Genomic DNA, 18928 nt, shown 5'->3' with positions numbered 1-18928 from the left:
CACTGCAAGACCTGCGATATCAAGGACCCGACCCAGAACATCGTCTGGGTCACGCCTGAAGGCGGCGGCGGTCCTAACTACCCGAACATGTAACTTCCTCACGCGCACAGCGGGACAAGCTGCGCGCGTTCAAGTGATTCCAAGGAGTCTCAAGTGCAAAGAGAAGTGGTTGTTGTCAGTGGTGTGCGCACCGCGATCGGCAAGTTTGGCGGAAGCCTGAAGGACATTCCGCCCTCCGAACTCGGAGCGCTTGTCGTACGTGAGGTGCTGGCACGGGCCGGCGTGGAAGGCGATCAGGTCAGTCAGGTCGTATTCGGCAACGTGATAGCCACCGAACCCAAAGACCTGTACCTGTCGCGCGTAGCTGCGATCAACGGCGGCGTTAGCGAAACGACACCGGCTTTCAACGTCAATCGTCTGTGCGGCTCAGGCTTGCAGGCCATTGTCTCCGCAGCGCAATCCATTCTGCTCGGCGATGCCGACATCGCGATCGGCGGCGGCGCGGAAAACATGAGCCGTGCGCCCTACATCACGCCTGACGCACGCTTTGGCGCACGAATGGGCGACACCCGCCTGATCGACATGATGCTCGGGGCGTTGAACGATCCGTTCCATACGGTACCGATGGGTGTGACTGCCGAGAACGTCGCCAGGAAGTACGGCATTACGCGCGAACAGCAGGACGCACTCGCAGTCGAATCGCATCGGCGCGCCGCCCATGCCATTGCCGAAGGCCGCTTCAAGGATCAGATCCTGCCGATTACGCGGACCGTAAAAGGCAAGCAGGTCGTTTTCGACACCGACGAACATGTGCGTCTGGAACTCGATCCCGCTGAACTGAGCGGATTGCGGCCCGTTTTCCAGAAGGAAAACGGCACGGTCACCGCAGGCAACGCATCCGGTATCAACGATGCGGCAGCCGCGGTTCTTTTGATGTCGCGCGAAGCGGCGGATACGCGCGGCCTGAAGCCGCTGGCCCGGCTCGTGTCATACGCGCATGCCGGCGTCGATCCTCTCTATATGGGCATCGGCCCGGTGCCCGCCACGCGCATTGCACTCCAGCGCGCCGGCCTCCGCATCGGCGATCTCGACGTGATCGAGGCGAACGAGGCCTTTGCCGCGCAGGCCTGCGCCGTGACGCAGCAGCTCGAACTCGACCCGCTCAAGGTGAACCCGAATGGCTCCGGCATTTCGCTCGGTCATCCGATCGGCGCGACGGGTGCGCTGATTACCGTCAAGGCGCTGTATGAATTGCAGCGTATCAACGGGCGGTTTGCGCTGGTTACGATGTGTATCGGAGGTGGCCAGGGTATTGCGGCTATTTTCGAGCGCCTACAATAGAACAATGTGTCGTATTGCTGACAAGGAATAGCCATGACAATCAATACCGTTGGGATAATTGGTGCAGGGACGATGGGCAACGGCATCGCTCAGGTCGTCGCAGTCGCGGGACTGAAGGCGATCATGATCGATGTCAACGAGGCGGCGCTCGCGAAGGGCCTGGCCACGCTGACAGGCAGCCTCGAACGGCTGGTCGCCAAGGGCAAGCTCGACGCGGCGGTGAAAGAGGCTGCCCTCTCGCGCATCGAGACGTCCACCGACTATCAGCGCCTCACCACCGTCGACCTCGTGATCGAGGCCGCCACGGAAAATACCGATCTGAAGATCCGCATCTTGCGGCAGATCGAATCCGTCGCGCGGCCGGAGACGATCATTGCATCGAATACCTCGTCGATCTCGATCACCGCACTCGGGGCCGCGCTGACCGATGCGTCTCGCTTCATCGGCATGCACTTCTTCAATCCGGTTCCGCTCCTGCCGCTCGTCGAAATCATTCGTGGCATACAGACCAGCGCGGCCACGATTGAGGCTGTACGAGAGCTGACAGTCAAGCTCGACAAGTCACCGATCAGCGTAAAGAACGCACCGGGCTTCGTGGTGAACCGCATTCTGGTGCCGATGATCAACGAAGCGTTTTTCGTGCTCGCTGAAGGCATCGCCACGGCGGAGGAGATCGACCTCGGCATGCGCCTCGGCGCGAATCACCCGATTGGCCCTCTGGCGCTCGCGGATCTGATCGGGCTCGACGTTTGCCTGTCGGTCCTCGATGTGTTCCTGAAGGACTTCGGCGATTCGAAATATCGCGCAAGCCCGTTACTGCGCGAGTTGGTAGCGGCAGGCCACCTTGGACGCAAGGTGGGTCAGGGCGTCTATCGCTACGACTAGAGGTTCGGCAAGGCGATCGGCCACTATGTCACCCGTGGCCGGTTGCGAGCCATTACCCCGCGAACGGGTGCGCGCCAATCGGTGACAACGTGGGCCGAACGCGAAATCCGGTCATGCGACACAGCCCACCAATCGTGGCTTTTTAGCGACACGCTGGCGCTTGCAAAAGCGGGCCGATGGTCTATGGCTCGATCTCGAATGGCGGCGCCTGCCGCGTCAAACCGCTCGCATGCCTGCTGCACATTGCAGGCATTTCCATCAGACGTGTGACCGCCTTATTGTTCCTGATTCTGGAAGGAACCAATCCATATTATGCGATATGAGGCAAAAAACTCACCGACTATGCTCCCGGTTTCAGCCTCACCCAGCCAGTCTTCGAGGGCATTGAGGCGGTCAAATGAACAATCATAGTTAGGACAACCGTCTGATGAAAAAAGCCGTTATTTCCAGTGCCGCCGTGTCACTTTTCGTCCTTGCCGCGTCCCCCGCATTCGCACAGAGCTCGGTCACGCTGTATGGTCTCGTCGATACGGCGCTCCGCTATCAGACGAATGCCGCCCCGGATGGCAAAGACCAGTTCAGCATGACGGTCGGCCCGGAAACCCACAGCCGTTGGGGCCTGAAAGGCACCGAAGACCTGGGCGGCGGCCTGTCCGCGATTTTCCGCCTTGAAAACGGCTTCGAACTCAACTCCGGGCAACTGCATCAGGCAAACACGCTGTTCAGTCGACAAGCGTTTGTCGGCCTGTCGAGCGACAAGTACGGCACGCTGACCTTCGGTAACCAATATGCGCCGCTCTACGACACCATGGGCGATGTGTTCGACCCGATGACCGTCGGCGATTACTGGCAAGACAGCTGGGCATGGAATGGTATTGGCCCGTACCTCACGATCAACAACTCGGTGAAGTACAAGGCATCGTTCAATGGCCTGAGCATCGACGCAATCTATGGCTTCGGCAATCAGGCGGGCGCGGTCGGACTCGGCAGCACGTATGGCGTGGAAGTAACGTATACGCACGGTCCCGCATCGCTCGACGCAGGCTTCCAGCAAACCTCGGTGACGTCCGCAAGTGGCAGCCTCGTCAATGGCGCAAAGATCAACATGCTGCACGTGAGCGGCGCGTACCAGATCACACCCACCGTACGCCTGCTGGCCGGCTGGTTGCGCGCGCAGGATCGCAGCGGCACCACTGACGCCAACATGCAGCAAGCGGGCGCGCCGAAACTGCCGGGCAGCAGCCCGAACCGTATCGACGACACGCTCTACATTGGCGGCAACTGGCAGGCAACGGCGCCGCTTCTGATCACCGTGGCCGGTTACTACGGTCACGCTCGCAATGCCGAGAAAATCGACGGCACACTCGGCTCGGGTATCAACTACTCCGCCACCGTTCTCGCCGAATACTCGCTGTCGAAGCACACGGAAGTGTATGGCACCGTGGACTTCGCGCGCGGCAATGGCGCATTCGCCGCCGACTACCCCGGCTCGACCAACCCGGCCACCGGCGCGGTCGACACCGTTGGCCGCACCAACAACGTCGGCGCGGCAGTCGGCATCCGCAAAATGTTTTAAAGCCGTATGGGACGGATCTGCCGACACGCGTCAGTCGGCGCCCGGCAGATCCGTCGCCGTCACATCGACGTGAGGCAGACTCCTCGCCAGTCGCGGGATCAACTCCATGACGGGCAGCCGCAGCGTTTCCGCCATCTCGTCGATCGTGATCGACTGGTCGCCGTCCTGACCCAGCAACGTAACGACACTGCCGGTTCGCGCCTGTGCAATGTCCGTGATATCGATCACGGTATGCTGGAAAGAGCGGCGTCCGACGATGCGCGCCGCCTGCCCGTGCACCAGCACGCGACCCAACGGCGGCACATGATTCAGACCGTCCCAGAAGCCAATCGGCACCACACCGATGCGCACACCGCGTTCGAGCCGGATCGGCTCCGCATAGCCGATGCCGAGCATGGACCCGGCCGGATGCTCCTGAACGTGAATGATGCGCCCGCGCACGGCCCGCAACATCGGTCGCAACGGTGCGCGGGCCATCCAGCCCGCGTCGAGCGCGCCGTATAGCAGTCGCCCGGGATCAACCGCCTGATACGCCAGATGCGGATGCGCGAGCATGACTCGCGAGCTCGCCAGCATCGTCGTCACGTTATCGAATCCCGCCGCGCGCGCATCGGCCAGCGCCGCATCGAATACGCCGGCCTGCTTGTGCGTCACATCATCGCTCTCCGGCGAACTCAGATGCGTGTACACGCCTTTGAGCCGAACGGTCGACTGATCGCGCAGTGCTTCGAACGCGGCCTGCCATTGCGACGGCAGAAAGCCGAAGCGCCCGAAGCCCGGATCGATTTCGACGAAGGCATCGACGGCCACGCCGGCCTCGATGAATGCGCGCAGGCTTTCCTGACTCTGGATCGTCACCGTCAATCCCAACGCTGCGACCCGCGCCGCATCCTCGGGCAAGGTCGACGCAAACAGCAGGATGTCGCGATCGATGCCCGCGCGGCGAATCGCGACGCCCTCTTCCGGGCTGCCGACGCAAAAGCCGTCCACACCCGCTTGCGCCGCCAGCCGTGCAACCTTCGCGGCACCGAAGCCAAAACCATCGCCCTTGCAAACGAAGTAGATTTTCGTGGCTCGCCCCACCTGTTCGCGCGCGAGCGCCAGATTCGCCGCGATAGCGCCATAGTCGAGCTCGGCCCAACTGGGACGCAGCAAGCGCATGCGTTGAGTATCGGTGTCTGGCGCGAGGATTGAACCGGTCATAGTCAAAGCACCTGTCGTAGTCAGAGTTTGCCGAGAGCCGCGGCATCGGCACCGGTGGATTGCAGGAACAGCGCCTCCTGCTTCGCCACGCGCTCCTGACTGGTAAGCGTCTGGAGGCGCTCACGCAGCTCGGCGGTGCGCTGCCCGTCTATGTCGCGCGCCGCGCCTTCGAGCACGACGCCGTACACTTCGCGCGCCAGCTGCTCCGTGATGCGATCGTCCAGCACGTCCTCGCGCACGGCTTGCGGCGAACGCGTCAACGGATCGCCATGACCCGCGCCGCCCGCCGCGATATGGCAGAAGCGGTCACCCTTGCGAAGCGCGGTCACCGTGCTCGGCATGGTCGGCAGCAATGTGCTTTGACCGTCGCGTGTCAGCAGATTGAGTGACGGCGACCCGCTCAGCCCACCGTGCGAGCCAGTCGGCCGATGCGCGCGCCGGTCCGAGCGCAGTCCGAGCAACGCATGGTCGCTGCGCAGTTCATAAGCGCGGCGCATGGCGAGGCCGCCGCGATGCCGGCCCGCGCCGCCCGAGTTGGTGACGAATCCGTATTCGGTGATCTTGAGCGGCAGACGTGCCTCGATCAATTCGACCGGCTGGTTCGACAGGTTGCCGAGCGGATTCGCAATGCCTTCGCAACCGTCGTTGCGGCCACCGCCCCAACTGCCGAGCACGCCGTCGGTAATCAGCCAGTTGGCGCCACGCGTGCCGCCCTCGCCATCCGGATTGCGCCCGGAAATCGACACGACCGAGGGACCGCCTTCGCCCAGCGCCGGAATCGTATCCGGCACGATCTGCGCGAACGCGCCTTGCAACACGTCGAACATACGGTAAGCGATGATCCCGCGCGCCGCGCAGGCCGCCGGTTCAACGGGATTCACGATCGAGCCGCTTTCGGCGTACACCTGCACAGGCCGCGAAAACCCTTCGCAGTTCGGCACATCGACGCCGATCGCGCAACGCACCGCCGCATATGCGACCGATTGCGTGGTCGCGAACGGACCATTGATCGCGCCCTGCACCTGCGCGTCGGTCCCGGTCCAGTCGATGTTCACCACGTCGTCCGCCACCGTGACCTTGACGCGAAACGCGATCGGCACCGGCGTATCGCCCAGGCCGTCGATGAAATCCTCGTAACGGTATTCGCCATTCGGCATCGTGCTGATGGCCTGGCGCGTCAGACGCTCGGCGTAATCGTGCAGCGCTTCGACCAGCCTCCCGAAACCATCCGCGCCGTACTTGTCGAGCAGTTGCACGAGCCCCCGTTCACCCGCCTTGCACGACGCCACCTGGGCGCGCAGATCGCCGCGCAACTGGCCCGGCATGCGCGAGTTCGTCTCCAGCAGCGTGACGAGCGCGTCGTTGACGTCGCCGGCATCGCACAGCTTCATCAACGGAATCCGCAGACCTTCCTGATAGATTTCCGTTGCGCCGATCGCCATGCTGCCCGGCGCCATGCCGCCGACATCGGCATGGTGGACGATGGTCGCCACATAGCCTTCGATACGCGAGTCGTAAAACACCGGCTGAATCAGATACACGTCCGGCAGATGCATGCCGCCCGACGTGTAGGGGTCGTTCATGATGTAGATGTCGCCGTGCTTGCCGGCCGTGCCGAAGCGGCGCACCACGTTATCCATCGCGGCCGGAAACGCGCCGAGGTGAATCGGCAAGGTCAGGCCCTGCGCGATCACGCGGCCGGCGCGGTCGAATACCGCGGTGGAGAAGTCCATCGAATCACGCACGATCGGCGAATACGCCGTGCGCAGCACGACGAGCGCCATTTCGTCGGCGATCGAGCCGAGCGCGTTCTTGACGATTTCAAGCGTGATGGCATCGGTGCCCGCCGAAGCGGCCTGCTGGGTAGTCATGCGGATTGCTCCAGAAACGTGATGACGATGTTTTCGTGGGCATCGACGCGCGCGCCGGCATTCGGCGGCACGACGCAAGTCGAGTCGTACTCTTCGACAATCAACGGGCCGGTCATCGGCGCGGCGCGCAGATCGGCCCGCGAGATCACCGGGGTGTCGATGAAGCCGTGCGTCTTGCCGAAATACGCCCGGCGCCGCACCGGCACGCGCGCAGCCGGCGAATTCGCACGACTGCCGCCGGCGCGTTGCGCGTCGTAGGCGCGGTCTTTCTGCGAGCGCAGCGAACCGACCGCGCGCAGATTGACGAGTTCGATAACCTCGTCTGCGGACGCGTGGCCGTAAGTGCGTTCGTGTTCCGAATGAAACGCGGCGGCAATCGGCGCAATGTCGAGCGGTTCGCCGGCACGCCATTCGATCGGCACAGTCAGCTCGTAAGCCTGGCCCGTGTAGCGCAAATCCAGCGCGCACGTCACGGCGATATCGGCGAAGGCATTGCCCTCGGCTGTCATGTCCGCCGTGGTCCGCGCTACGAGATCTTCGAGCGCGTTGCCCAATTGCATCGCGGCGGAGTGATCGAGGCGGCAGAACATCGTCTGCATGAACTCGTGCTGGGTCGACGAGAACAGCAGACCGAGCGCGCTGAACACGCCGGGGCTCGGCGGCACGATCACCGTCTTCATGTCGAGCAGTTCGGCGATCGCATGAACGATGACCGGCCCGTTGCCGCCGAACGCGAACAGCGCGAATTCGCGCGGATCGCGGCCGCGATACGTCGATACGGCTTTCACCGCGCGCGTCATCGTGGAGGCCGCGATCGAGAACACGCCATACGCGGCTTCGTACAGATCCGTGTGCGTGGGCTCGGCGATCTGCGTGCGCATTGCGTCGAGCGACTTTTGCTGATTGATGCGCAACTCGCCGCCGGCAAGAAACGCCGGGTTCAGATAGCCGAGCGTCAGCACGGCGTCGGTCAGCGTCGGAATCGTGCCGCCCGCGTCATAGCACACGGGGCCGGGCACCGAACCCGCCGAATCGGGGCCGACCTTGACGAGCCCGCCCGCGTCGATACGCACCAGACTGCCGCCGCCCGCGCCGATCTCCGAGACGTCGATGAACGGCAGCTTCACCGCGTGGCCGCCGCCCTTCACGAGCTTGCTGCTGACGTTGATGCCCGCACCCACCTCGTACTCGGTAGTGCGCGCCGGCTCACCCTTCTCGATGATGGCCGCCTTCGCCGTGGTGCCGCCCATGTCCACCGTGATGCAATCGACGTAACCCGACGCGGCGGCGACCGAGGCACCCGCGATCACACCGGCCGCCGGCCCGGACTCGATGATCGTGGCCGGCTTCTGCATGACCATGGCCGCGCTCATCACGCCGCCGTTCGAATGCATGATCTGCACCGGGCCGGTCATGCCGATGCCGCGCAGCTTGTCGATCAGCGAATGCAGATAGCTCACCACCACGGGCCCGAGATACGCGTTGACGACGGTCGTGCTGGTGCGTTCGTATTCGCGGATTTCCGGCAAGATTTCATGCGAGCAGGTCAGATAGACGGAGTCGCCCAACACACTGCGCAACAGATCGCGAATGCGGATCTCGTGTTCCGGATTCGCATACGCATGAATCAGGCTGATCGCGACCGCTTCGATTTTCTCGTCGGCGATACGTTGCGCAATTTCCAGCACTTGCGCATCGTCGAGCGGCGTGTCGACCGAACCATCGGCGAGCAGGCGTTCGTCCACCTCGTAACGGTGCCGGCGTTTCGCGAGCGGCTCCGGTTTCTGATACGCGAGGTTGTAAAGCATCGGCACCCGCAGGCGGCCGATCTCGACCACGTCGCGAAAACCGCGTGTAGTGATCAGCGCCGTGCGCGCGCCTTTGCCTTCGAGCACCGTATTGGTGGCGACGGTGGTTGCATGAACCAGTTCGGTTATCTGGCACGGTTGCGCATCGAGCGAGGCGAGCAGCGCCTGCACACCCGCGACGATCGCAATGCCGTAGTCCTGCGGCGTGGACGAAACCTTCCTGGTATGAATCACGCCGTCATCGCCGATCACGACGATATCGGTGAAGGTCCCGCCGATATCGACACCGGCCCGGTAAAGTCTTTCAGTCATTACACACCTTGCTTGTTAGTCGATGCGGCGCAAACGCTTGGCGGGTTTGCGCCGGTCAATGCAGTGCTGCTAGAACTTGTGAACGAGTCCCAGGCTGAACACGGCCTGGTTCTGTCCCGAAGAAGGCAACATGGTCTGAATCTGCGAGGCGAGCAGACCGTTCGAGGTCGCGGGCAATGGTCCGCCCGTAGGTCGCGGAAAACCGCCGCCGGCCGCGCGCAAATAAATCACCTCGGTGTAGATGGAGGTCCGCTTGGAGAGGAACTTGTCGACCAGCAGATTGACCTGATGCCAGTGCACCTGCGTAGGACCGCCCGGTCCGCCGGTGATGTTGTCGCTCGTGTACGTGTAGGCCATGCCGAAGAACAGCGTTGGATCGATCGTGAAGCGCGCATTCGCTTCATAGTTGTTGAAGCGATAGTTGATGCCGCTGGTCAGCGTCGTGCCCACGTTGTTGTAGATCGCGTTGCTGTACATCAGGCTCAGCTTGGCCGGTCCGATCACATACGACGCGCCGATGCCCGCAATCTGCTCGCGTTTGGACGTGATCGGCGCATCGCAACAAGTGATCGCACCGTTGGTGTTCACATTCGCGGTGGTGTTCACGCCCGGTTCGTTGTAGAGCGAATAGGCCGCCGCGATAGAAAACGCACCCTGCGAATAGATGCCGCCCACCGACCACATGCGGTTGTTCGCAAAGGCGCCGGGCGCGTTGCTGAATGCGTACATGGCCGTACCGGTGAAGCCCTTCAGATTCGGCGAGACGTATTTGATCGAGTTATTGACGCGCAGAAAGTCGTCGGTATTGTCGTTGTCGTACGGGTGCGAAAACATCACGCCGCCCCACGCGCCGTTGGACGTCATGGTCTGCAAGGTGCCGACGATCGCGTCGTACTGGCGGCCGAACGTCAGCGTGCCGTAGTTCGTATTCGAAAAACCCACAAAAGCCTGGCGGCCGAACATGCGGTTGTTCTGACCGAGCGCGCCGTTGACCGGATTGAAGCCGCTCTCGAGCGTGAAGATCGCTTTGGTGCCGCCGCCGAGGTCTTCAGCGCCCCGCAGTCCCCAGCGACTGCCGTACTCGCCGTTGCCGGTGAGTTGCACCGCGCTGTGGCCACCCTGATTCGACGAGTAGGTAATTGCCTCGTTGATGATCCCGTACAGCGTGACCGAACTCTGCGCATGAACGAGACCGCTCCCGCCCATCAGAGCCGCCATGATGAATAACTTTTCCTTCACCGCTCTTCTCCAAACAAGGAATCGCGACACCCCGGTCGGCTAGCGATCGATTGATAATAGCAAATGAATCGATTCACCAAAGGCTCAAAAAAATATCCCAAGGTGCGCCGGCTCACTGCTTGACCCGGATCTTCTTTTCTACTGCTCGGACCGCCTCTCCTGTGTCGACCAGCGTTAGTGCTTTAGCATTTACTCTGGTCCCACCCCTATGATGTGCCGGCCGATGCCTTTCGGGATCGCCGCCAACAACTCCGTCGTGTAGCGCTCGCGTGGTTCGAACAGCACCTGATCCACGGCTCCCGCTTCCACCACGCGCCCTTCCCGCATCACCACCACCCGCTGACAAAGCTCGCCAACCAGCGCCAGATCGTGGCTGATCACGACCAGCGAGACACCAGCGCTTTGATGAAGATCGCGCAACAGGCGAATGATCTCCGCCTGGATCGATACGTCGAGCGCGGAAGTCGGTTCATCGGCAACGACCAGTTCCGGACGGCGCGCGAGCGCCCTTGCAATACCCACGCGCTGGCGCTGACCGCCCGACAGCTGATGCGGATAGCGCGCCAGCACGAATGCAGGCAGCCGCACCATGTCGAGCAACTGGCGCACCGGCACGCCGTCGTTGCCGATCGCTTCCGCGAGCGTCGTGGCGATCGTCTTGCGCGGGTTCAGCGAGTTCGTCGTGCTCTGGAACACCATCTGCACGCGCTGGCGAAACGTGGCGTTCTGCGAGCGCGTCATCGTGTTCAATGCATCGCCCCTGAAACGGATCGAGCCGACGGTCGGCGCGGTGAGGCCGACCATCATGCGCGCGACAGTCGATTTGCCGCTGCCGCTTTCGCCAACAATTGCGAGCGCATCGCCCTTCGCCACTTCCAGACTCAGGCCCGACACGGCATGGAAGCGGCGCCGGTTGAACATGCGCTCCAGCGGCGAGCGCGCCAGCGCATAGGACTTGCCGACCTCCTGCAGCGCGAAGATCGGCTGCGCGGCATGAGCGGCATGAGCGGCATGAGCGGCATGAGCGGCCTGAGCCGCCTGAGCGGCATGAGCGGCCTGAGCGGCCTGAATGCCGTTCGGCACGTTAGCGGACATTACGCGTCTCCTCAGGTTGATGACGGCCGGCAGCACGCGTAGCCGGCAAACGCGGAATGCTCGCGATCAGATGCCGCGTGTATTCGTGCGAAGGCCGCAGAAAGATGTCTTCCACCGGGCCGGCTTCGACCACGTACCCCTGTTTCAGCACGACGGCGCGTGAACACAATTCGGCCATCAGGTCGAGGTTGTGCGTGATGAACACGAGGCCGAGATCCATTTCGTCCACCAGCGTTCTCAACAATTCGACGATCTGCGCCTGCACGGTCACGTCGAGCGCGGTGGTGGGTTCGTCCGCGAGCAGCAGCGCCGGTTCGCAGACAATCGCGGCGGCGATCATCGCGCGTTGCTTCATGCCGCCGCTCAGTTCGTGCGGATACGCCCGCGCCGTGGTGCGTGGATCTTTGAAGCCGACGCGTGCGAGCACGGCATGCACTTCGTTGCGGATCGCACGGCCGCGCAGTGGACGGTGGGCGCGGACCACGTCGGCGAGTTGCGCGCCGATCGTGAAGGCGGGATTGAGCGCCGTAGCCGGATCCTGAAAGATCATGGAGATGCGCCGTCCGCGCAATGCGCGCATGCGCGCCTCCGATGCACGGCCCAGATCTTCGCCGTCGAGCACGATACGCCCGCCGCTGATACGGCCAGCGTTGCCAAGCAGGCCGAGCACCGCCAGCGAAGCAACGCTCTTGCCCGAACCCGATTCGCCGACGAGCCCGACTGCCTCGCCACGTCCCACTTGCAAATCGAGCCCATGCAACACTTCGGTCTGCGTCTTGCCCGAACCGAACGTGACGTGCAGGTTTTCAATCGACAGCAGCGCTTCGTTCATAGCGACGCTCCCGTCAGGTTCGCCGCACGCGCATTGCGCCGCCGCGGATCGAGAATAGTGCGCATCGAGTCGCCGAACAGATTGAAGGCAAGCACGCTGACGAACACCGCTGCGCCCGGGAACACCGACACCCACCAGTTGTCGGTGAAAATCAGTGCGCGTGCATCGGAAAGCATCGCGCCCCAGCTCGGCGTAGGCGGCTGCACACCGAGTCCGATGAAACTGAGCGACGCCTCCACGATGATCGTCACGCCGAGCAGCAGCGACGCCTGGATCAGCACGGGCGAGATGATGTTGGGCAGCACATCGGACAACATGATGCGCGCGCCGCTCGCGCCTTGCAGAACCCGCGCCGCGACATACTCCGCTTGCGACTCGGCCTTGGCGAGACTATGGGTAAGCCGCGCAAGACCCGGCGCGTAGAGCACGCCGATCAGCAACACGAGCTTGGTCTCGTTCGAAATAGCGAAAAAGCCGATATGCAGCGTATCAGTGCCGGTAATGCCGACGAGCGCGATCGCCCAGATCAACAGCGGAATCGACGCGAGCACTTCCATCACTTTCATCAGCGTTTCGTCGAGCCAGGAGCCGGCCTTGTAACCGGCCACTAACCCAATGCCCGTACCCAGCACGAGGCCGATCGCAACCGCGCAGAGTCCTATCGACAGCGACGCGCGAGCGCCCCAGATCGTGCGGCTCAGAATGTCACGGCCCACCTGGTCGGTGCCGAGCCAGAACGCCGCACTCGGCGCCTCCAGACGATGTTCGATATAGAGCTGCAGCGGATCCTTCAAGGGCAGCCACGGTGCGCACACGGCAATCACGCCCAGCAGCACGATCGTCACGAGACCGATCGCACCGGCCGGTTCATGCATCAGCGCGCGCAGCAGCCGGCCAGCCGATGCGAGCCAGGCGCCGATAACATGCGGCTTGCGTTGCACGTTGGGTAGAGATGAATCAGCCATCATGTTCTATTCGCCTTCGGATCGAGATAACCATGCAGGACGTCGGCGCACGTGTTCGACGCGATGAAGATCGTGGTGATGACGAGCACGATGGCCTGCACGGTCGGATAGTCACGCTGGAAGATCGCCGTGAGCAACGCGCGCGAGACGCCGGGCAAATTGAAGATCTGTTCGACGATCAATGCCCAGCCGAACATGTAGCCGTAACTCATCGCGGCCGTGCTCACGAGCGACGGCAATGCGTTCTTCAATGCATAGAGGCGAATACGCGACGGCGACAAACCGAGCGCCCTGGCGGTTCGCACGTAATCCTGCGAGAGCGCGTCGACCATGTTCGCCCGCACCAGGCGGCTCAGCACCGAGACGTAGTACACCGACATCGTGAGTACGGGCAGCACCAGCGCGAGCAGATGCGTCGCCGCGCCGTCCGACCAGGGCGTGAGACCACCTACCGGAAACCACCCGGTTTTCAGCGCGACATAGCGGATCAGCAGCAGCCCCAGCCAGAACGACGGCACGGATAGACCTACGATTGCCACCGCACGCAGCAGATGGTCCGTGCCGCTGTTCTCTTTCAATGCCGCCACGGTGCCGAGCACGATCGACACCACAATCGTGAAGATGAACGACAGCGTGACGAGCTCGACGGTATTCGGCAGCGTTTCGGCGATCTGCGGGCCGATCGGATTGCCGGTCACGTAGGACTTGCCGAAATCGAGCGCGAGCGCACCGTTCAGCCACGTGCCGTACTGCGCGGCGACCGGCCGGTCGAGCCCATACTGATGATTGAACGCGGCGACCTGTTCGACGCTGGCGTCGCTACCCAATGTCAAACGCGCGGGCGATACGGGTGTCGCGCGGCACATGGCGAACAGCAGCGCGCTGACCACCAGTAGCACGAGCACGGACGAAAACAGCCTCGAAACGGCTTTCATATCGACCTCATACCTTCGCCAGATGAACGTTGTCGAGCTTCAGCGAGAAGCCGGTGTTCACCTGGAAATCCTTCACGTTGCTGCGCCACAAATTCTGCACTTCCAGCGCACCGATCCAGACCGCCGGACAGTCACGCGCCAGCACTTGTTGAAGCTTCGCGAGGATCGGCTTGAGCACAGCAGGATCGTCGACCAGATAGCTGTCGTCGATCAGCTTCAGCAGTTCTGCGCTTTCGTAGCCGCTCGCTTTCCACAGACTCTCGGTTGGGCGGAACAGCGCGTTGAGCAGGTAAGTCGGCTCTGGCGGTGCGATGAATCCGGTCAACGCCGCTGCGTGGTTGCCGACCAGCACCTGCGAGATCATCTGCCCAAAATCGAGCGGACGCAGATTGACGCGGACGCCCAGCGACGCGAGTTGCGCCTGAATGAAAAGCGCCGTCGACGACGTGTCGATCAGATACGCAGGCTGCACGTACAGCAAATCGAACGAAGCGCCGCTCGCGTATTTCGAGCTTTTCAACGCCGCTCGCGCGTGGTCCAGATTGAACGCCAGGCTTCCCGCCGAGCCTGCGTCGTACCACGACGACTCCGGCGCAAACGGCATGCTGCTCGCCTTCACCGCGCCGTAGCACAGATCACGGCAGATCTTCGCGCGGTCGAGCACGAGCGAAACGGCACGGCGAAACGCCAGATCGTCGAAAGGCGCCTTGCGGTTGTTCAGGCACATCATCAGCGGGCTGGTCGGCGAGGGACGGCTATCGCCCGCGAGGCCCGCCGACGTGCGGATCTGTGCAAACGTCTGGGCCGGCGGCGCACTGATGATCTGCGTCTGGTTCGACATCAGCGACGCGAGCCGCGACGACTCTTCCGGAATGATGCGAAACACGATCTTGTCCCAATGCGGCTCGCCTCTACCCCAGTAAGCCGGATTGCGCTTCAGTTCAACGAAGTCGTTCGCCTTCGACTGCACGAAGATCGCCGGGCCAGTGCCGACTCCGATCGGCGTCTGCTTGAAGTATTCCGCCGGGTGTTGCTCGCGGCTGCCCACTGGGAAAATGCCCATGTACTTCGACATGTAGTCGAGCAATGGCCGGTAGGGACGCTTGAGGCGGATCACGGCGGTATGCGCGTCCGGTGCGCTGACTGAGTCGATCACAGTCCAGAACGGCCGGCGGAATGCCTTGTTCGCGGGGTTCAACACGTAGTCGAAGCTGTACTTCACGTCGGCCGACGTAAAAGGCTGGCCGTTCTGAAAGTTCACGCCGCGCTGCAAATCGAACGTGTACGTCAGTTTGTCAGGCGAAATCGTCCACGCGCGCGCCAGTTGCGGCACCCGCTGGCCGCGTGCGTCAATGCCGACCAGATTCTCGAAGATCAACTGGTTGATCGCCATGACGTCGTGATTCGGCTGGTTGAGCGGATCGAGCGTTTGCGGATTGCTCGGAATGGCAACCGACAGTACCCCTGCTTCGGCCGCGAATACCCGGCCTTCGAGCGCGAACGGCAGGGAAAGCCCCGCAATGCTTGCGGCGCCCGCGCGGAGCAGTTGGCGTCGCCTGTTGCTGAAAGTCATGAAATCCTCTGCTTTTTCAATGCCGCGCAACTCACCGCATCTTTCGTGAATCGATTCACAGACAATAGTGAGCTTAGCGCAGCGAGTCAACTTTTCAAAAATATCGGAAACCCTGGTTGGCGGGTTCAGCGCGCGTTGCGACGGGCCTAGGCGAGCAGCAACGAGGCGTCGGCGAGCGACAGCACCGTGGTGCGCGAATCGAATGCGGTGGAAAAGAGATGATCATGGACGACCTGATCCGGGTCGAAACAGCAATCCTTCACGGTGTATAAGCGGAAGTCCGAATCGCTCGCATAGGCGACCGACGACAGCACCACACCGGTCGACGCAATGCCGGCCATGATCAGCGAATCGATACCCTGCGCGGAAAGCCGCGCCTGCAGATCAGTACCGAAAAATACGCTGGCCCGATGCCCGATGATGAGCGGCTCGTTGGCCTGCTGGCCGAGTTCTCGCGCGATCCTGTCGTTGATGAAAAGGCCAAGTTGCTTGAGCCCCTGCCCGTTCTTGTTCAACGGACTGACTTCCGGATAGCCCGGACTGAACTGGATCTTGGCGAAGTAGACGCTGACGCCTTTAGCCCGCGCGGCATCGCATAGCTTGCGTGTATTGGCGAGCAGAGTAGGCGCGACGGCCGGAAAGAGCGCCAGGATGTCGGTCTGATAATGCATGACTACCAGCGCTGTTTGCGCCGGCACGATCGCCGGAGTCCGCACACCCACGCTCTGCGCGGACGCGGCGCTGATTCCGCCCTCCCCGCAGCCATCGAGACCCAGTCCGGTCGCCACTGCGCCGGCAAACACGCCCGCCGTTTTCATAAACCGTCGGCGGCCTGCGCGGCCGCCGCCCTTGCTGTTGTCCTGACCCGACTGTACCCCGTTTTTCCTGTCGCTCATATCGCGCCTCGCGTTGTGGTGAATCGATTCACTACAGGTAGGTACGCACTGTCGGCGGCGAAAAATCCGCTGTCAAGAAACTTTGCGATCGGATAAACCCTGGGATCGAATCCGGCTAGCGCTTTTTGCGGCGTGCAGCACTGGGGGGCGCGCCGCACGACTCGCGCACGATCATCCGCATAGGATGTTTCGAGCGGCGGATGCCGGACGGCGCCGTGCCGTCGATCAGTTGCAACATCATGTCCGCTGCTTCGCGGCCGACATCACGCGGGTTTTGCGTCACCACGGTCAACGCCGGCGACGCGATGCCCGAATACTCGTGCTCGCCGATCGATATCACCGACAGGTCGGCCGGAATCGACAACCCGGCTTCCCGCACGACTTCGAGCACGATGGCCACGTCGTTCAGCGTGGCGATGATGGCGGAGGGCCGGTCGGGACCGCTGAGCAAGGCGCGGCAGACGTCCTTGTTAAAGGCGCTGGTACGCAGCACGAGCGCGGGGTCGAGCGCGATGCCGGCGGCCTCGCACGCGGCCTGATAGCCGCGCACCATCTCGCGGCCCACCCACGTGTTTTCATGACCGGCGACGAGCGCAATGGCGCGATGTCCGAGCGATGCGAGATAGCGCACGGCCTGGCGGCAGCCGTCGGCGTGATCGGTCAGGACCGAATTGAATTCGCCCTGTGCATCGCGCTCCCACAGCACGACCGGCATATTCAGCGTATGCAGGAAGTTGAAATAGGAAGGCGTCTCGTCGTCGGAAATCGCGCCGATGAATCCGTCGATACGGCGCTGCTTCAGGCTCGACAGAATGGCGCGCTCGCGTTCGAGATCGTAGTGGGAATTGGCGATCAGAATTTCGAAACCCCTCGCCCGCAGACGCTCTTCGGCGGCGCTGACCATCTGTGCGGCGGTGTGCTGCGTGATGTCCGAAATCAGACAGCCGATTGCGCTGGAACTGCCTTTGCGCATGCTGCGCGCCACCACGTTCGGCACGAAATTCAACTCGGCCACCGCGGCGCGCACCGCCTCCTGAATGGCTGGCGCCACATTCTCGCGGCCGTTCAGCACACGCGACACCGAGCCGACCGACACCTTCGCGAGACGCGCGACGTCCTGCACGGTGGGCGAACCCTGGGGGGATTTGCGGCTGCGCAACGCGGGCTGAACGGGTTTGCTGGCTTTCTCTTTGGGCATGACGGAAGGCGAATAGGTCGTCGATCGACTCTTAATGAATCGATGCATCGAGCCGATTATAGTGCGTCCCGGCTCCGGCCAATGCCGGCGCGGCTTCGCGGCGGAAACCGGCGGCCGCTTTTAGAGGGAGACAACAGCCGCCAGGGTATGCGAAAAACAGATACACGTGAAACTGCAACGTGGATTCGGGCGATGCACCGCCTCTTTCCTCGCTCCGCCCACTCCTCGCTTTCAACTCCCGCATGCATGAATGAGGAACTGCTGAAACGCAACGGCCGGCGTATCCAGCGTTGCGCCTTTGCGCCACAACATGCCCGCGTCCATCTGCGGAATCGCGTTGAGAATCGGCCGCGCGTCGATCCGCTTGCCTTCCAGCGACCACGGACGAAACACCATATCCGAAAGAATCGTCACGCCAAAGCCATGCGCCACCAGACCGCGCAGCGCTTCCATTGAACTGGTGCGAAACGCGATGTTGGGTTCGACATTGTTCTGCTTCCAGTACCGCAGCGTCGATTGCTCGCCTTCGTCCACGGTAATCAGGATGTACGGATAACTTGCGATATCCGCGAGCGAAGGCGCGTTCAGTTGCGTAAGCGGATGGGTCGGAGAAGTCCACAACTGACGGCGCGAACGGATCAGCACGTGGTGCCGGAATTGCCTGATATTTTCGACGTTGGACAGCAGGACGATGCCGAGATCGACGACTCCATCGAGCACGGCCTGTTCGATCGACTCGCGGTCGAGGTCATGCAGATCGATTTCGATGTCCGGGTACGTCGCGCGAAAACGCCCCATCAACTCGGGCAAAAAGTACCCCAGCACCGTATACGACGCAGCAATGCGCACGGTTCCCTTCAGATCGTGCGAGCGGAACGGCGCCTTGTAGACCGCGTCGCGCACCGAATCGAGTATGTGCCGCGCGTGGTTCAGGAAATCGTGCCCGTCCGGCGTCAACGTAACGCCCTGAGGCAGGCGCTCGAAGAGCCGCGTACCCAGGGTTTCCTCCAATGCCAGCACCGCATTGGTGATCGCCGATTGCGACACGTGCTCAGCCGTCGCCGCCATCGAAAACTGCCCGCTCTGGGCTGCCGCCACGAAGTAACGCATCTGCCGCAGGGTAACGTCTTTTGACATGTGTTTTTCGAATAGCAGGATTCGGTATTCGTGATTTTACGTTGGAAATTCCGCTTCCTATA

16 protein-coding genes are annotated in these 18928 nt (G+C 62.4%); 4 read left to right on the top strand and 12 right to left on the bottom strand.

Annotated features, from left to right (window positions below):
• From P0D70_RS30355 to P0D70_RS30340, 4 genes are all read left to right on the top strand, one after another.
• Positions 1–93 (top strand): 4Fe-4S dicluster domain-containing protein (locus P0D70_RS30355; protein ID WP_133246935.1); only part of this gene is annotated, 93 nt, incomplete at its 5' end.
• Between the two features lie 60 nt (positions 94–153).
• The gene (gene bktB / locus P0D70_RS30350; RefSeq protein ID WP_408187198.1) at positions 154–1341 is read left to right on the top strand and encodes a beta-ketothiolase BktB; all 1188 of its coding nucleotides are present in this window, start codon (positions 154–156) and stop codon (positions 1339–1341) included.
• A gap of 33 nt (positions 1342–1374) precedes the next feature.
• Positions 1375–2226 (top strand): 3-hydroxybutyryl-CoA dehydrogenase, encoded by an 852-nt coding sequence (locus P0D70_RS30345; RefSeq protein ID WP_091805982.1) that lies wholly within the window; start codon positions 1375–1377, stop codon positions 2224–2226.
• A gap of 427 nt (positions 2227–2653) precedes the next feature.
• The gene (locus P0D70_RS30340; protein ID WP_408187197.1) at positions 2654–3802 is read left to right on the top strand and encodes a porin; all 1149 of its coding nucleotides are present in this window, start codon (positions 2654–2656) and stop codon (positions 3800–3802) included.
• Positions 3803–3832: 30 nt separating this feature from the next.
• Here the strand turns inward: P0D70_RS30340 and alr are convergent, their stop codons facing one another.
• From alr to P0D70_RS30280, 12 genes are all read right to left on the bottom strand, one after another.
• On the bottom strand, positions 3833–5005 hold the full coding sequence (gene alr / locus P0D70_RS30335) for an alanine racemase (RefSeq protein WP_408187196.1): 1173 nt from the start codon (positions 5003–5005) through the stop codon (positions 3833–3835).
• 20 nt (positions 5006–5025) lie between these two features.
• Positions 5026–6876, bottom strand: a complete 1851-nt coding sequence (locus tag P0D70_RS30330) for a hydantoinase B/oxoprolinase family protein (protein ID WP_408187195.1) — start codon at positions 6874–6876, stop codon at positions 5026–5028.
• The gene (locus P0D70_RS30325) at positions 6873–8996 is read right to left on the bottom strand and encodes a hydantoinase/oxoprolinase family protein (RefSeq protein WP_408187194.1); all 2124 of its coding nucleotides are present in this window, start codon (positions 8994–8996) and stop codon (positions 6873–6875) included. Before P0D70_RS30325 ends, P0D70_RS30330 begins: the two co-directional genes overlap by 4 nt.
• Positions 8997–9065: 69 nt before the next feature.
• Complete coding sequence (locus tag P0D70_RS30320) at positions 9066–10235, bottom strand: porin (RefSeq protein WP_091805965.1); 1170 nt, start codon at positions 10233–10235, stop codon at positions 9066–9068.
• A gap of 189 nt (positions 10236–10424) precedes the next feature.
• Positions 10425–11330 carry an ABC transporter ATP-binding protein gene (locus P0D70_RS30315; RefSeq protein WP_408187193.1) on the bottom strand — a complete coding sequence of 302 codons (906 nt, stop codon included), beginning with the start codon at positions 11328–11330 and terminating at the stop codon, positions 10425–10427.
• Entirely contained in the window at positions 11320–12162 is an 843-nt protein-coding gene (locus P0D70_RS30310; RefSeq protein ID WP_091805962.1) for an ATP-binding cassette domain-containing protein, read from the bottom strand. Before P0D70_RS30310 ends, P0D70_RS30315 begins: the two co-directional genes overlap by 11 nt.
• Positions 12159–13130 carry an ABC transporter permease gene (locus P0D70_RS30305; protein ID WP_408187192.1) on the bottom strand — a complete coding sequence of 324 codons (972 nt, stop codon included), beginning with the start codon at positions 13128–13130 and terminating at the stop codon, positions 12159–12161. The genes P0D70_RS30310 and P0D70_RS30305 overlap by 4 nt, the downstream gene beginning before the upstream one ends.
• Entirely contained in the window at positions 13127–14062 is a 936-nt protein-coding gene (locus P0D70_RS30300) for an ABC transporter permease (protein ID WP_408187191.1), read from the bottom strand. The genes P0D70_RS30305 and P0D70_RS30300 overlap by 4 nt, the downstream gene beginning before the upstream one ends.
• A gap of 7 nt (positions 14063–14069) precedes the next feature.
• Positions 14070–15635, bottom strand: a complete 1566-nt coding sequence (locus P0D70_RS30295) for an ABC transporter substrate-binding protein (protein ID WP_408187190.1) — start codon at positions 15633–15635, stop codon at positions 14070–14072.
• 146 nt (positions 15636–15781) lie between these two features.
• The gene (locus P0D70_RS30290) at positions 15782–16453 is read right to left on the bottom strand and encodes a cysteine hydrolase family protein (protein WP_408187201.1); all 672 of its coding nucleotides are present in this window, start codon (positions 16451–16453) and stop codon (positions 15782–15784) included.
• A gap of 193 nt (positions 16454–16646) precedes the next feature.
• On the bottom strand, positions 16647–17729 hold the full coding sequence (locus P0D70_RS30285; RefSeq protein ID WP_408187189.1) for a LacI family DNA-binding transcriptional regulator: 1083 nt from the start codon (positions 17727–17729) through the stop codon (positions 16647–16649).
• Between the two features lie 231 nt (positions 17730–17960).
• The gene (locus tag P0D70_RS30280; RefSeq protein WP_408187188.1) at positions 17961–18866 is read right to left on the bottom strand and encodes a LysR family transcriptional regulator; all 906 of its coding nucleotides are present in this window, start codon (positions 18864–18866) and stop codon (positions 17961–17963) included.
• Positions 18867–18928: the final 62 nt, after the last annotated feature.

Origin of the sequence: Paraburkholderia sp. RL17-381-BIF-C, from assembly GCF_046026435.1 — a bacterium.
Classification (GTDB): Bacteria; Pseudomonadota; Gammaproteobacteria; order Burkholderiales; family Burkholderiaceae; genus Paraburkholderia.
This window is presented reverse-complemented; position numbering and strand designations above follow the sequence as displayed.

Bases quoted from the DNA above. Each gene is read 5' to 3' on its own strand.
- P0D70_RS30340 (WP_408187197.1), top strand. From the start codon at position 2,654: ATGAAAAAAGCCGTTATTTCCAGTGCCGCCGTGTCACTTTTCGTCCTT.
- P0D70_RS30330 (WP_408187195.1), bottom strand. From the start codon at position 6,876: ATGACTACCCAGCAGGCCGCTTCGGCGGGCACCGATGCCATCACGCTT.
- P0D70_RS30345 (WP_091805982.1), top strand. From the start codon at position 1,375: ATGACAATCAATACCGTTGGGATAATTGGTGCAGGGACGATGGGCAAC.
- P0D70_RS30300 (WP_408187191.1), bottom strand. From the start codon at position 14,062: ATGAAAGCCGTTTCGAGGCTGTTTTCGTCCGTGCTCGTGCTACTGGTG.
- P0D70_RS30295 (WP_408187190.1), bottom strand. From the start codon at position 15,635: ATGACTTTCAGCAACAGGCGACGCCAACTGCTCCGCGCGGGCGCCGCA.
- P0D70_RS30315 (WP_408187193.1), bottom strand. From the start codon at position 11,330: ATGTCCGCTAACGTGCCGAACGGCATTCAGGCCGCTCAGGCCGCTCAT.
- alr (WP_408187196.1), bottom strand. From the start codon at position 5,005: ATGACCGGTTCAATCCTCGCGCCAGACACCGATACTCAACGCATGCGC.
- P0D70_RS30290 (WP_408187201.1), bottom strand. From the start codon at position 16,453: ATGAAAACGGCGGGCGTGTTTGCCGGCGCAGTGGCGACCGGACTGGGT.
- P0D70_RS30285 (WP_408187189.1), bottom strand. From the start codon at position 17,729: ATGCCCAAAGAGAAAGCCAGCAAACCCGTTCAGCCCGCGTTGCGCAGC.
- P0D70_RS30305 (WP_408187192.1), bottom strand. From the start codon at position 13,130: ATGATGGCTGATTCATCTCTACCCAACGTGCAACGCAAGCCGCATGTT.
- P0D70_RS30325 (WP_408187194.1), bottom strand. From the start codon at position 8,996: ATGACTGAAAGACTTTACCGGGCCGGTGTCGATATCGGCGGGACCTTC.
- P0D70_RS30310 (WP_091805962.1), bottom strand. From the start codon at position 12,162: ATGAACGAAGCGCTGCTGTCGATTGAAAACCTGCACGTCACGTTCGGT.
- P0D70_RS30280 (WP_408187188.1), bottom strand. From the start codon at position 18,866: ATGTCAAAAGACGTTACCCTGCGGCAGATGCGTTACTTCGTGGCGGCA.